The sequence below is a fragment of the Leptobacterium meishanense genome (assembly GCF_037645805.1).
Taxonomy (GTDB): domain Bacteria; phylum Bacteroidota; class Bacteroidia; order Flavobacteriales; family Flavobacteriaceae; genus Leptobacterium_A; species Leptobacterium_A meishanense.
This window is the reverse complement of the sequence record NZ_JBBEXE010000001.1, coordinates 263,191-277,870: the sequence shown is the minus strand read 5'-3', so window position 1 is coordinate 277,870 and position 14,680 is coordinate 263,191. Positions and strand designations below refer to the sequence as shown.

The following is a 14,680-nucleotide window of genomic DNA, read 5'->3' as shown; positions in this document are numbered from 1 at the left end:
ATTAAAACCTTAGTCATATTTAGCATCAACATTGCCGTTCCATTTTCCTTGAACTTTTAATACTTGTTCAATGACATCGCGAACACATCCTTTTCCACCATTTTTATGAGAGATGTATTTACAAATGTTCTTGATTTCAGGAGTAGCATCTTGTGGGCAGCAGGGGAGCCCCACCATTTTCATTCCTGGCATATCTGGGATATCATCTCCCATGTACAATACATTCTCAGGTTTGATATCATAAAGCTCAAAATATTCATTTAATTGTTCAATTTTATGTTGAGCTCCAAGATATATATCCGTTACTCCTAATCCTTTCAATCGCCTTCTTACACCTTCATTGTTCCCTCCTGAAATAATGCAAATATTATATCCGCTTTCAATAGCTGTTTTAATAGCATAACCATCTTTGATGTTCATATTACGGAGCAATTGCCCATCTGTAGTGAGTATGACTGTTCCGTCTGTTAATACGCCATCCACGTCAAATATAAAGGTAGTAATATGTATCAGGCATTCTTTATAACTTTTGTCTTCCATACGTTTCTAAAATAGCATCTGTTAGTGTTGTGTATGCATTTTTATAAGCTTTGCTTTTTAACATAGCAATTTGATTCATTATAACCTTAATATCTTCTCGCCTTGCAGGGCCTGTTTGTGCTTCATAGGGAGGTAATATTTCAACTTTACGGGCAGTCTCTTTGATAAGAGGCTGTAATACCTCAAATGGGATAGCATGTTCTTCACAGATCTTATTACCGATATAATACAAATGATTGGTAAAATTATTTACAAAAACAGCAGCTAGATGCAAAGCTTTTCGTTGTTCTGAATTGATACGGTATATATGGTCTGATATCGTGCTGCCTAGCATTTCTAGTAATGCTAAATCTTTCTGTAATTCAGCTTCAATACAGATAGGGACAACTTTAAAATCAACACTTATTTCTTTAGAAAATGTTTGAAGTGGATAGAAAACCCCTCTTCTGTTCTTTGGCGGCATCATTTCTAAAGAAATATTTCCTGATGTATGAACTACCAACTGGTCTTCAAAAGGAAGGTTTTTTGCAATATGTCCTATAGCACTATCAGAGACTGCGAGAAGGTACAAGTCAGCTTCTTTCAAATCAGTTAAATGGTTTGTTATGGCAACCTCATTTGAATAGTTTCGAATGGAATTAAGGCTTCTGCTATACCATTGCACAACATCAATTGCATTATGCTCTTTGAATATAGTATACAAATGCATGGCTACATTTCCTGCACCGATGAGCACGATCTTTACCATATGGCTAAAATACATAAATTGGTATATATTTCCTTTTATTTTAGAATAGATTCAAAGAATTATAACCTTGCGGTTCTTTCAGAAATAATTAACAGTTTTCCGGAGTGTTTTACAGGTCAATTTCGTTTAAAAAATGATAAAAAGACCCTATTTTTGCATTCCTAAAAGCACATAAGGCCATCTCATAATGATTGATTCTCTCAAGAAACTTTTTTTCTCCACTCGATTAACAGCCGTTCTTTTTATCATCTTCGCCGTTGCCATGGCGTTTGGTACTTTCATAGAAAGCTGGTATAGTACCGAAACCGCACGTATATGGATATACAATGCCTCGTGGTTTGAAGCCATCTTAGTGTTTTTTATAATCAATTTTACGGGGAATATTTTTAAGTACCGGTTGTACAAAAAAGAAAAATGGGCCACACTTTTACTGCACCTTTCATTTATCCTTATCATTATAGGGGCATTTATTACCCGTTATATCAGTTATGAAGGGGTCATGCCGATTAGGGAAGGGGCTACGGAAGATTTTTTCTTGTCCGACAAAACGTATCTTACTGTTTTTGTAGATGGAACAATTGATGGGCAACCTCGCCGGAAAGCACTGCAAGATGCTATCATAGTTACTCCTGAGGCTATGGATGCTAGCTTACCTTGGAAATCTGATTTTAATGGAAAACCTTTTACTATTTCATATGCAGGATTTATAAAGGGAGCAGAGGAGGGGTTAATTCCCGATGAGAATGGAGCGGCCTATCTAAAAATAGTGGAGGCCGGAGATGGCAACCGTCATGACCATTACATAAAGGATGGGGAGATAACAAGTATTCACAATGTGCTTTTCGCATTGAATCAATACACTCCGGGAGCGATAAATATTAGTGCAAATGATAGTATTTACACCATTGAATCTCCTTTTGAAGGAACTTTTTTACGAATGGCAGATCAGCTGAGTGGCCAACTTATAAAAGATAGTGTTCAACCATTAATGCTGCGTTCACTCTACGGTGTTGCAAATATGCAATTTGTGTTCCCTGAACCTGTTGTAAAAGGAAGCTACGGTGTTATTGAAGCCATAGACAAGGAATCTGCGCAGCAAGATGCATTAATCGTAAATATTACTGTTGATGGACAAACACAACAAGTAAAACTTATAGGGGGCAAAGGGATTATTAACAATCCAAAGCAACTAAATATGGGCGGATTGGAATTTTATCTTTCTTACGGTTCCATTCGCCATGAATTGCCATTTAGTATCAAGTTAAACGATTTTATTGCCGAGAAGTATCCGGGTACGGAGAACAGCTATTCATCTTTTATGAGTAAAGTGACTGTAAATGACGAACGTCCATTTGATTATGATATTTATATGAACCATGTGCTCGATCACAAAGGCTATCGTTTTTTTCAAGCCTCTTTCCAACCTGATGAAAAGGGAACGGTACTTTCTGTGAACCATGATTTCTGGGGAACATGGACTACCTATGTTGGTTATTTTTTACTATACGCAGGCCTTTTAGGTATTATGTTTTATGGCGATACCCGCTTTAAAAACCTGTCTAAAATGCTAGAAAAAGTACGAGCAAAAAAAGCAGCACTTACGCTAACAGTACTATTATTTAGCTTGATGAGCTTTTCGCAGGAAAACCATACACATTCAGGAGCCCCTACCACAACTCAGATAGATTCTATTATACAAGCAACAACGATTAACAGAAAACATGCAGAAGCATTTGGAGCTTTGGTGATCCAAGATGATAGAGGCCGTATGAAACCCATCAATACATTTGCTTCGGAACTGCTCCGTAAAATGAGCAAAAAAGACACCTATGACGGATTGGATGCCAATCAGGTGTTTCTGTCCATGATGCAAAACCCTGTGGTTTGGTATAATATTGATTTCGTTTACCTCAAAAGAGGGAACGATAGCATTCGAAATCTTATTGGTATTGGAAAAGATAAAAAATACGCCCGTGCAATTGATTTCTTTGATGAAAAAGGAAATTATAAACTGGCTCCATACCTGCAGGAAGCATATGCCACCAATACACCCAATCAATTTCAAAAAGATTTTAAAGAAGCTGACCAGAAATTGGGATTGCTCAATCGAACGTTAAGTGGTGAAATTTTAAAAATATTCCCTGTTCCGGAAGATGAGAATAACAAATGGATATCACCCCTAGAGCTCAATACCGGAAAATATATTATTTCTGATTCGTTGTACCTGAATTTTATCCAACAGTCAGTTCCTGCATACCTTTCATTGCTTCGGGGAGCTCGTGTAACGGGTAATTATGCAGAAGCCGGTCAATTGCTCGAAGCTTTTAAGCAAACACAGAAAAAATATAGTACCTCCATTATGCCTTCTGATAAGCAGGTAAAAACAGAAATCCTGTATAACAAATATGACATATTTAAAAAATTGTTCAGTTGGTTTATGTATGCCGGTACATTGATGTTTATTTTCCTGATTGTTCAGATTTTTAGAGCTACCAAATGGGTACGGACGATAGTGGTATTGTGTAAGTATGCCATCTTTGCATTGTTTGCATTACATACGCTAGGGCTTATTGCCCGATGGTATGTATCCGGACATGCACCTTGGAGTGATGCGTATGAAAGTATGATCTATGTAGCATGGGCGACGATGGGCATTGGTTTGGCATTTAGTAAAAAAAGTGACCTGACCATTGCCGCTACTGCTTTTGTAACCTCCATTATTTTAATGGTAGCGCACTGGAATTGGATGGATCCCTCCATTGGAAACTTACAGCCCGTATTGGACAGCTATTGGTTGATGATCCATGTGGCGGTAATTGTAGGGAGCTATGGACCATTTACGCTCGGGATGATCTTAGGGGTTACAGCATTGTTATTAATGTTATTAACGACCAAGAAGAACAAAAAATTAATGGATTTAAATATTAAAGAGCTTACTATTATCAATGAACTGGCTCTTACCGCAGGCTTGGTAATGCTCACTATAGGGAATTTTTTAGGAGGTCAGTGGGCCAATGAGAGTTGGGGGCGTTATTGGGGATGGGACCCCAAAGAAACCTGGGCACTTATTAGCATTATGGTATATGCGTTTGTCATACACATGCGGTTGGTTCCCGGACTTCGCGGGCGTTGGTTGTACAATTTTATGAGCATTATAGCCTATGCAAGCATTATGATGACCTATTTTGGTGTCAATTTTTACCTAACAGGCCTTCATAGCTATGCCAGTGGCGATAAGATCATTACTCCTGTTTTTGTGTATTACGCAATAGCTTTTGTTGTATTGCTTGGCGGTGTGAGTTATTGGAGGTATAGGAAGTATTATAGTTAGGTGTAATCCCAAAAAGACACTTTTTTTACATAAAGACTACTTTAAAGTAGTCTTTTTTTTATATTTACTCTACATACATACTTAATAAAACAAAAAAATCCCCCGATTACAGGTGAGGGATACCCTGATAAGTTTTCACAACGGAATAATCCTTATTGTGAATTGCTTTCAAAATTGTATATCAAAAGTAATAAAAAGTTTCAAATAATTATTTACAATTATAAAAATGAATAAAAAAATATTAGGATTGGATATAGGTGTTTCTTCTGTGGGAATAGCTGTTGTTGAAGAAAATAATGATCAAAAAGAAATAAAAGAGCTTGCCGTTAGGATAGTTCCTGAAGATCCTGATTTTCATGGGAAGTTTTATTCAGGAAATACAGCAAGTAAAAATTTGGCAAGAACCGAAAAACGGGGCAGTCGCCGAAATAATCAACGTTTTAAGATTAGAAGGGATAAATTATATGCAGTTCTAAAGGAAAATAAAATGTTTCCAAATGAAAAGTTATTTGATTTGGGAGCTAGGGAATTATATGGCTTAAGGGCTAAAGCAGTTGGTGAGGTAATATCTTTGGAGGAACTGGGCAGAGTATTGATTTTATTAAATCAACGCAGGGGATTTTTAAGCAATAGAAAAAGTAATACTAAGGAAGAAAACAGTACGGAATATAAAAAACAGATAACACTTTTAGAAGAAAGTTTAGGAAACAAAACCATTGGGGAAAAACTATATGAAGAATTGTCTGAAGTTGATAACCCTTATGAAGTACTGCTTAGAGAGCGTACGTATTTAAGAGCTTCCTATATAGAAGAATTTGATAGAATATGGGAGTGCCAGAAACAATTTTATAATACGGTTTTAACCGGAGGGTCTAATGAAGATGAAAATCAAGGAACTTTATATGATACTATAAGAAATAGGATAATATTTTATCAACGGCCATTAAAAAGCCAAAAGGGATTAGTATCCGATTGCCCTTTTGAAAAATACCATAAAGCAGTTACAAAAAGCTCTCCTTACTTTGAAATATTCAGGATATGGCAAAAATTAAATGACCTTTCATGGAAATTATCGATAGGGGAAAAGTTAACCCCTTCAGAAGAACAAAAACAAATATTATTTGAAAAATTATTTTACGGGAAGGATTTGAACTCCAGTTATAAACTTACAGTGTCCAAAATAAAAGGAGTGTTAGGATACGGAAAAAATGACAAAATATATCTGTCTCATACAGAATTGGACGGTAGCAGGACTTATAGCATGCTAAAAAATGCGCTACAGAAAGCAGGAGTTGAAAACCCCGAACAATACCTGTTTTTCAATTTAGATAAAAATGATGAAAAAGGAGGACTGTTTGAATTATGGCATATCACCTATTCTCTGCCAACTAACAAAGAGGTTGTTAATACACTGCAAAACCGATTTCATTTTTCAAAGGAGCAGGCAGAATATATAGCCAATGAAGTTGGATATCCGTCAGATTATGGAAACGTATCAACAAAAGCCATCCGTAAACTATTGCCCCATTTGCAAAAAGGATTGGGCTATAGTGAAGCATGCGATGTTGTAGGGTATGACCATAGTGGATATAAAACAGAACTAAAATTAACCGATAAATTAAAACCAGTCCCTCAAAACAGCCTTAGAAACCCCGTGGTAGAACAGGTTTTAAATCAGGTGGTCAATATGGTCAACCTCGCAATTGAAAAACATGGAAAATTTGATGAAATACGGGTAGAATTAGCCAGGGAATTGCGAAACAGTGCTAAAAAAAGGAAAGAAATAACAGGAAATAACAGTAAAAATAAAAAAGAAAATGAGAAAATAAGGCAACGCTTAAAAGAGGAGTACGATTTTAAGATTGTTAACGGCCGTGATGTAAAAAGGTATATCCTTTGGCAGGAAACCAACAAACAATGTTTGTACTGTAATAACAACATTTCTGTAGCCGAATTTAAAAGCGGCCAGGCAGAAATTGAGCATATTCTACCAAAATCGCGCAGCTTTAATAACTCTATGAACAACTACATTTTGGCACATAAGCGGTGCAATAGTGGAACGGATGGCAAAAATCAGATGACAGCTTATGATTTTATGAATTCTAAAGGAGAAGATGCCTTAAATCAATATCTAAATAAGGTGAATGATTTATATAAAGACGGGAAAGGAAACATTAATAAGTTGAAGTTTGAGAACTTATTATGTAAAGGCATGGACATTCCTGACGATTTTGTAGAACGGATGAAAAAGGATTCGCAATACATTGCTAAAGAAACAGTAAAAATACTAAAAGGGATATGTAAAGATACCTATACGACTACCGGGCAAATAACCGATTTCTTAAGAGATAAATGGGAGTTAAAGAATGTATTGCAGGAAGCAATGCTCCCCGTGTATAAAAAAATAGGGCAAACAGAAATAAGGGAGCATAAAGACGGAAACGGAGGTATAAAATCATACGAAGCCATAAAAGAATGGAGTAAAAGGGATGACCATCGCCACCATGCAGTAGATGCTTTAATATGTGCATTAACCGACCAGAAAATTATTTTTAAACTCAATAATCTTAATAAGATTTATCAGGATCATAAAGACGGCTTAACCTTTAAAGAATTTGAACAATATAAAAAAGACTATGAAGACGGGCTTACCCTTAAAAGTTTTGCTGACCTTTCCGATAATTGGTTTGACAAACCCATTGAAGACTTGAGAGAGCAGACGAAAAAACATTTGGATGAGATTTTTGTGTCCTTCAAAAAATCAAATTCAAAAGTGTTAACCAAGAATATTAATGAGCCAAAAAACGGAAAACCGAAAACTGTATGGACACCCCGGGGAAGGCTACATGAAGAGACGGTGATGGGGCGTGTTAAAAGAATTGCTGAAAAACCTGTAAAATTAAATAGCAGGTTCTTTCAGTTAGATGTTGTGGCAAACCCCGAGATAAAACAACTTTTAAAAGAACATCTTAAGGCTTTTGATAATGATGCACGTATGGCCTTTTCTGCCGGCAGTTTAAAAAAGCAGCCTCTTTTATACAAGGGGAAGCCATTGACAGCGGTGAAAGTTTATGAAGAAGTATGTACAAAAAGAGTAAAAGTTGATGAAAACATTAGGGCTCCGCAAATAAAAAAAATAATAGACAACAAGGTAAAATCAATACTGGAAAACAGGATACTGGAAAACGAAGGGAATATTAAAAAAGCATTTTCCAATTTGAGTGAAAACCCCTTATGGTTGAACGAGGCTAAAAGAATACAAATAAAATCGGTTACCGTAGCTGATGAAAGCAAAGTAGAAAAAGTAAGAGAAGGTTACGTAGCCTCCGGTAATAATCACCATGCTCTCATATACAAAGACGAAGAAGGAAAGTATTATGACAAAGTGATTAGTTTTTGGGAAGCTGTAAATATTGGCATGCAGAATATTGAAGAGACCGGAAAACCATACCCTATTATAAATAGAAATAATGACCCGGTATTAGGGAAATTTCAGTTTTCCATGCAGATTAATGACCTGTTTGTTTTTGATTTAAAACACAACCAAAATCCACAGGAGGGAAATGAACTTGACTTTTTTAATCCGGAAAACCGAAAAACTATCAGCAAAAGGTTGTTTAGAATGCAGAGACTTTCTAAAAGTAGTGTTGGGCAGTTTATAATAGATTTTAGACATCATTTGGAAACAACAGTAAATAGAAATGAAAAGGAATTAAAAGGAATTACATGGGAAAAGATATCTAAAAATGACGATTTGGATAGACTAACTAAAATAAAAATAAACCATCTGGGGGATATTGTTAAAATAGGGGAATAATGATAAAACGCACCATCTATATTGGCAATCCCGCCTATTTAAAAATAAAGCAAAACCAGTTGTTGGTACAGGAACCTTTGGGGGACATAAAAGGCACGGTGCCTATAGAAGATATGGCCGTATTGATGCTCGACCACCCGCAGATTACCCTGTCGCACCAGTTGGTACAACGCTTAATGGGCAATACTGTAGTGGTCATTTCTTGCGATGCCCACCACTTGCCCAACGGACTGATGCTGCCCTTAGATGGGCATTCCGAACTCACCGAACGCTGGCGGTATCAACTCGAGGCCTCTATCCCTTTAAAAAAGCAACTGTGGAAGCAAACGGTACTGGCAAAGATTACCAATCAAAAGGAATTACTGTTACAGTACAATAAACCCGTTGCCCCCATGGATGAGTATTTAAAGAATGTAAACTCCGGCGATGAAAAAAATATGGAAGGCAAAGCCGCTGTCCATTACTGGAAGCACCTTTTGGATGATTTTACACGCGACCGTTTTGGCAGCACCCCCAACAATTACCTCAATTTTGGGTATGCGGTGTTGCGCAGCATTGTGGCAAGGGCACTAGTAAGTAGTGGCCTGTTGCCTGCTTTGGGTATTTTTCACCGAAACAAATACAATACCTATTGCCTAGCTGATGATATTATGGAACCCTACAGGCCTTATGTGGATGCTTTGGTGCTGGATTGGGTACAACAGCACCCTGATGAGGAAGCGCTTACCAATGAGGCCAAGGCATATCTATTAAGTATTGCGACTGTTGACACGGTTATTGAGGACAACCAACGTCCGTTAATGGTAGCGGTAACTACCACTACGGCATCATTATATAAATGTTTTACCGGCGAGAAACGGATCATTAGCTATCCTGTTTTAATGTAATGAACAAAGATCGTTTTAATGCATATCGGATTATGTGGGTACTTGTACTTTTTGATTTGCCAACCGATACCAAAGCCGAGCGGAAAGCGGCCAGTCTATTCCGGAAACGGTTGATTGATGACGGTTTTACCATGTTTCAGTTTTCCATTTATATGCGGCATTGCCCCAGCCGTGAAAATTCGGCGGTACACATAAAACGGGTAAAACGCATGCTTCCTAAATATGGTAAGGTCTGTATTTTTGAGATTACCGACCGGCAGTTTGGCATGATGGAAATATTCCATGGCAGGGAAGAAATTTCCATGCCACCGCCCTCCCAACAGTTGGAATTGTTTTAATTTTCTTCATCCTGTAAAAAAGGGAAACCCCTTGAAAAAAAGGGGTTTTTTAAGATTGACCCTGTGAATCATCACTAAAAATACAATTTTGAAAGCAATTCACAACGGCATAAAGATGGTGTAGCCACACGGTGCACCTGTGAATCATCACTAAAAATACAATTTTGAAAGCAATTCACAACCCAGTTCTACTTATTCTAAAAGGCGTCGAACCTGTGAATCATCACTAAAAATACAATTTTGAAAGCAATTCACAACTACCTCTTATCTCTAATTTCTTTTTTATTCCTGTGAATCATCACTAAAAATACAATTTTGAAAGCAATTCACAACAGTTATTGCTAATGAAGCCGATTTTGGAATCCTGTGAATCATCACTAAAAATACAATTTTGAAAGCAATTCACAACAGCGTATCGTTTAAATAATGGAATGATTTCCCTGTGAATCATCACTAAAAATACAATTTTGAAAGCAATTCACAACCCATTTTTAAGGATTTAATTGTGATTCAAACCTGTGAATCATCACTAAAAATACAATTTTGAAAGCAATTCACAACTAGGTGCATTAAATGTAGCTAAGGCGTTGCCCTGTGAATCATCACTAAAAATACAATTTTGAAAGCAATTCACAACTGCCTTTCTAAAGCCTTCTGCAATTTTTCTCCTGTGAATCATCACTAAAAATACAATTTTGAAAGCAATTCACAACGGTAACAAATAGTTGTTGTAAGTTGATAAACCTGTGAATCATCACTAAAAATACAATTTTGAAAGCAATTCACAACTCTAAACCCATATATTTATGAGCCAACAAACCTGTGAATCATCACTAAAAATACAATTTTGAAAGCAATTCACAACAATACAAAAACAATGAAAGGAATTGAATTCCCTGTGAATCATCACTAAAAATACAATTTTGAAAGCAATTCACAACAGAGAAGTTATTAAAAATGTTAAAAGAAGTCCTGTGAATCATCACTAAAAATACAATTTTGAAAGCAATTCACAACGTAGAGCGCTTATATTTTGATCCAGGACTCCCTGTGAATCATCACTAAAAATACAATTTTGAAAGCAATTCACAACACGTTTGATTTACCTGAAGAAGCTAAACAACCTGTGAATCATCACTAAAAATACAATTTTGAAAGCAATTCACAACTGAAAACTTTTGCGTTTATTTTACCTTTTGCCTGTGAATCATCACTAAAAATACAATTTTGAAAGCAATTCACAACGTGCTACGGCTACGGATAGTTTGGTGCTTACCTGTGAATCATCACTAAAAATACAATTTTGAAAGCAATTCACAACGGGCCACGTACACAATCGTACCATCCTCAACCTGTGAGTCATCACTAAAAATACAATTTTGAAAGCAATTCACAACTACAAGGTTATAGACGATAGAACCGTAGACCTGTGAGTCATCACTAAAAATACAATTTTGAAAGCAATTCACAACTAAAGGAAGTTCTTTATATTATTCTTTTTGCCTGTGAGTCATCACTAAAAATACAATTTTGAAAGCAATTCACAACTAAAAGGTAAAAAATATATCACATGTGATGCCTGTGAGTCATCACTAAAAATACAATTTTGAAAGCAATTCAAAAGAACTTCATGCAATGAGACTTTTTTAAAAATAAAGTTGGTTATAATAATAACAGTTTTACGGAAACACCTTATATATATCATTTCGCTTAAGAAGTCTGGAAAGTACAATATTTTTACCATCACAATATAGCCCTAAACGATAGTCACGTATACGGATTCGATAAGCCTCTGGGTGCCCTTTTAATTTCTTAATATTCGGGATGTCTTTTAGTGAAATTGCTTTTTCCAGTATCTCAATCAGTTTTCGGATATCGGCTTTTGTTTTCTCATCTTTTATTTTTCGGGCATCTTTAGTAATTGCTCGTGTGTAGATAATATGCATTACTCATCCAATGCTTTAAGGAATGTTTCTTTGCTGACAGTATCGTTGTTGTCTGTTTTTTGCATCAGCAGAAGTAATCCTAAATCTTCTTTTTCTTCTTTCGTAAGTGAGTCGAATTGTTCTTTTTCTTTGTATTCTACAAAGAAAGAAATGGCTTTTTCCATTAATGCTTTCACACTCATATTTTCGAAAACGGCTAACATTTTCAATTTGAAAAGTAAACTATCATCAATATCTATATTCTTTTTCATATAATGTATTTATATATCAAATATATAAAATATATATCATATATCAAATATGTTAATAATTTTTACTATTCCCCACTTACCGAATCACAGCTGTCATTTACCTAATTATTGTTTTAAGGCTTTCTTAGCCGTTCTATATTTGTTTCAGAAATTAAAAACAAGAAATCAGCACAAAAAATTAGAAACATGGTACGATTAATTTTATTTTTGGTAACTATAATGACAGGGATTATACTAAACCTAATTACATAACAACAGCAAAGATCTTTAAGAAAATAAAACACTAATACAATGAACTCAAAAGAAAACTATCAAGAACACAGAAGTAAAAAGCGTTCTATAATTGGATTCATATTTATAGCAATAGGAGGGATATTAATTGCTAAAAAAGCAGGAATCGTTCCGGAAAGTATCAATCATATCATTATCTCATGGCAAATGTTATTGATACTTATAGGGACAATTAATATCATTACTAGGGAAAATTATAGGGCAGGGCTCATATTAATATCCATTGGTACATTTTTTATCTTGCCAAAAATATTTAATATCCCTTTTGAAGTACGGGAAATGTTTTGGCCGGCCATCTTTGTAGTTATTGGAGTATTAATGATTTCGGTACGGAATAGGCATAGATCAATAGGAAGGGGGGAATCTTCTGAAAATTTTATTGATCTGATTAATATTTTTAGTGGCGGCAAGCGAAAAATCACTTCAGAAAAATTTATAGGTGGAAAGGTGACCAGCATTCTTGGAGGGAGTGAAATTGATTTAACATCGGCAAACATTCAGGAAAAAGAAGCTATAATTGATGTGTATACCATGTTTGGGGGCTGTGAAATTGTTGTCCCTAGAGATTGGGACGTACAGGTAGAGGTAACATCTATTTTTGGTGGATTTGATGATAAAAGAGGACTTATAGAGAACTCCAAAGATGCATCTGCCAAAGTATTAAAGATAAAAGGCTATACCATATTTGGTGGTGGAGAGGTAAAAAGTTACTAATTTCTAATATTTTTAGCAGAGATGTTAAACCCTATTACCAATAATAAAAACTATCTAATCAATTATGCAATAGTGTGGTCCATGATCATTGGGGCGCACTTTGCTGTTTTATACGGGTATTATAAATTGCCTATTTGGATAGCACTATCGGATAGCCTGGTCTTTAATGTATTTTTTGCTTTTTTGGGGATCAGTCTGTGGTATGTCATCCGGTATAATAAATCCAATAGTAAATTCTTGGTATTGTTTACCAACTATGTGGTATCTGCTATGTTAATAGTAGGCCTTTGGTTGGTTACAGGCTATATGTTGCTACAGTATTTTGTTGATGAAAGTTCGTATCAGCTATTTTTAGAAGCTTCTTTTCCATGGCGTATCGTGAATGGGGTGTTTTATTTTGCTGTTTTTGTGTTGGTATATTATGTAGTTATCTATTACCAGGATATTCAAGAAAAACTGCGAAAAGAAGCCAACCTTAAGACCTTGCTGAAAGAAGTAGAGCTAAGTTCTTTGAAAAACCAAATCAATCCACATTTTTTATTCAATAGCCTCAATTCTATTAGTTCTTTGACCATGACGAGCCCTGAAAGAGCACAAGAAATGGTGATTAAACTTTCAGAATATTTGCGGTATTCATTAAGTACTGAGTCAGTACAAGTAACCACGCTGGAAAAAGAGCTCTCAAATATCAAACTATACTTAGCTATTGAAAAAATCCGTTTTGGAAACCGCTTACATTTTGAAGTGAACTGCCCTAAAATATGTTTGCCTGCCAAAATTCCCCCGATGATTCTGCAACCGCTTATGGAAAATGCAATTAAGCATGGGGTCTATGAAAGCACGGCACCCATCCATATTAAATTAACCTGTATTTTGAATGAAGAAGAATTACAGCTAACCCTAAAAAACAACTTTGACCCGGAAGCAAAACAAGTAAAAGGGGCCGGAATAGGATTGAAGAATACCCGTGAACGATTGTTCCTAATCTATAAAAGGAATGATCTATTTGCTGTCAAAAAAGCGAAGAACACTTTTACTGTAACCCTTAAATTTCCACAGAATGAAAAAATATAAAGCTGTTATTATTGAAGATGAAGAGCCGGCAAGGGAATTGTTAAAACAGTATTTGCAACTTACAGAAAATATTGAATTGATAGGGGAGTACGGAGATGGCTTTTCCGGATTAAAAGCAATTCATGAATTAAAACCGGCCATCGTATTCTTAGATGTCCAGATGCCCAAAATTACCGGGTTAGAGCTACTGGAGTTGTTAGAAGACCCACCGTCGATTATTTTCACCACGGCATATGATGCCTATGCCATCAAAGCATTTGATATGAATGCGGTGGATTATTTATTAAAACCTTTTTCAAAAGACCGTTTTGTAGCAGCGGTTGAGAAAGCCATTACCAAAATAGCATCAGATAATTCAAACCTAAAAAAACTAAAACATCAAGTAATAGATGAGAAGGTTTTAGATAAAATTGTAGTAAAATCAAATAATACCATTCATGTTATTCCATTAGAACAGGTCAATTATATAGCAGCAGAAGACGATTATGTGATGATACATGCCAATGGACAAAAACACCTGAAATACCAAACCATGAAATACTATGAGGAGCATTTGGATAAAAGTGACTTCATTCGCATTCACCGTTCTTATATAGTAAATGTTAACAGCATGCAGAAAATTGAAAAATATGGCAAGGAAAGTTATGTTTTACAGCTAAAAACAGGGGAGAAGTTAAAAGTAAGCCGTTCCTGTTACCAGGAATTAAAAAAGTTGTTGGCTTTTTAAACATTATTTCTTCTCA

The 14,680-nt window shown here is 35.6% G+C and carries 11 protein-coding genes and 1 CRISPR repeat array; of the genes, 7 read left to right on the top strand and 4 right to left on the bottom strand.

Annotation, left to right across the window (positions count from 1 at the left end):
• Positions 1 to 9: 9 nt before the first annotated feature.
• Positions 10 to 540, bottom strand: coding sequence for a KdsC family phosphatase (locus WBG21_RS01305; protein WP_340073998.1), 531 nt, complete (start codon positions 538 to 540; stop codon positions 10 to 12).
• Positions 521 to 1,288: a Rossmann-like and DUF2520 domain-containing protein gene (locus tag WBG21_RS01300; RefSeq protein ID WP_340073996.1), complete on the bottom strand. Its 768-nt coding sequence runs from the start codon at positions 1,286 to 1,288 to the stop codon at positions 521 to 523. Before WBG21_RS01300 ends, WBG21_RS01305 begins: the two co-directional genes overlap by 20 nt.
• 187 nt (positions 1,289 to 1,475) lie before the next feature.
• Here WBG21_RS01300 and WBG21_RS01295 point away from each other — a divergent pair, with 187 nt between their 5' ends.
• The 4 genes from WBG21_RS01295 to cas2 all read left to right on the top strand — a co-directional run bounded on the left by WBG21_RS01295 (position 1,476) and on the right by cas2 (position 9,661).
• Complete coding sequence (locus WBG21_RS01295; protein ID WP_340073994.1) at positions 1,476 to 4,619, top strand: cytochrome c biogenesis protein; 3,144 nt, start codon at positions 1,476 to 1,478, stop codon at positions 4,617 to 4,619.
• 226 nt (positions 4,620 to 4,845) lie between these two features.
• On the top strand, positions 4,846 to 8,436 hold the full coding sequence (gene cas9 / locus WBG21_RS01290; RefSeq protein WP_340073992.1) for a type II CRISPR RNA-guided endonuclease Cas9: 3,591 nt from the start codon (positions 4,846 to 4,848) through the stop codon (positions 8,434 to 8,436).
• Positions 8,436 to 9,323, top strand: a complete 888-nt coding sequence (gene cas1 / locus WBG21_RS01285) for a type II CRISPR-associated endonuclease Cas1 (RefSeq protein WP_340073990.1) — start codon at positions 8,436 to 8,438, stop codon at positions 9,321 to 9,323. Before cas9 ends, cas1 begins: the two co-directional genes overlap by 1 nt.
• A complete protein-coding gene (gene cas2 / locus WBG21_RS01280) occupies positions 9,323 to 9,661 on the top strand; it encodes a CRISPR-associated endonuclease Cas2 (RefSeq protein WP_340073988.1) in 339 nt (112 codons plus the stop codon). Before cas1 ends, cas2 begins: the two co-directional genes overlap by 1 nt.
• Before the next feature lie 60 nt (positions 9,662 to 9,721).
• Positions 9,722 to 11,285: a CRISPR direct-repeat array (repeat unit 46 nt; unit sequence CCTGTGAATCATCACTAAAAATACAATTTTGAAAGCAATTCACAAC).
• A gap of 55 nt (positions 11,286 to 11,340) precedes the next feature.
• Here cas2 and WBG21_RS01275 read toward each other — a convergent pair.
• On the bottom strand, positions 11,341 to 11,607 hold the full coding sequence (locus WBG21_RS01275; RefSeq protein ID WP_340073986.1) for a type II toxin-antitoxin system RelE family toxin: 267 nt from the start codon (positions 11,605 to 11,607) through the stop codon (positions 11,341 to 11,343).
• A complete protein-coding gene (locus WBG21_RS01270) occupies positions 11,607 to 11,858 on the bottom strand; it encodes a hypothetical protein (protein ID WP_340073984.1) in 252 nt (83 codons plus the stop codon). The genes WBG21_RS01275 and WBG21_RS01270 overlap by 1 nt, the downstream gene beginning before the upstream one ends.
• Positions 11,859 to 12,149: 291 nt before the next feature.
• On the opposite strand from WBG21_RS01270, the gene WBG21_RS01265 reads away from it, so the two are divergent.
• Genes WBG21_RS01265 through WBG21_RS01255 form a run of 3 tightly spaced genes read left to right on the top strand, consistent with a single transcriptional unit; the run spans position 12,150 to position 14,664 of the window.
• Positions 12,150 to 12,863 (top strand): LiaF transmembrane domain-containing protein, encoded by a 714-nt coding sequence (locus WBG21_RS01265; RefSeq protein WP_340073982.1) that lies wholly within the window; start codon positions 12,150 to 12,152, stop codon positions 12,861 to 12,863.
• Positions 12,864 to 12,884: 21 nt separating this feature from the next.
• A complete protein-coding gene (locus WBG21_RS01260; RefSeq protein WP_340073980.1) occupies positions 12,885 to 13,937 on the top strand; it encodes a sensor histidine kinase in 1,053 nt (350 codons plus the stop codon).
• A complete protein-coding gene (locus WBG21_RS01255; protein WP_340073978.1) occupies positions 13,924 to 14,664 on the top strand; it encodes a LytR/AlgR family response regulator transcription factor in 741 nt (246 codons plus the stop codon). Before WBG21_RS01260 ends, WBG21_RS01255 begins: the two co-directional genes overlap by 14 nt.
• Positions 14,665 to 14,680: the final 16 nt, after the last annotated feature.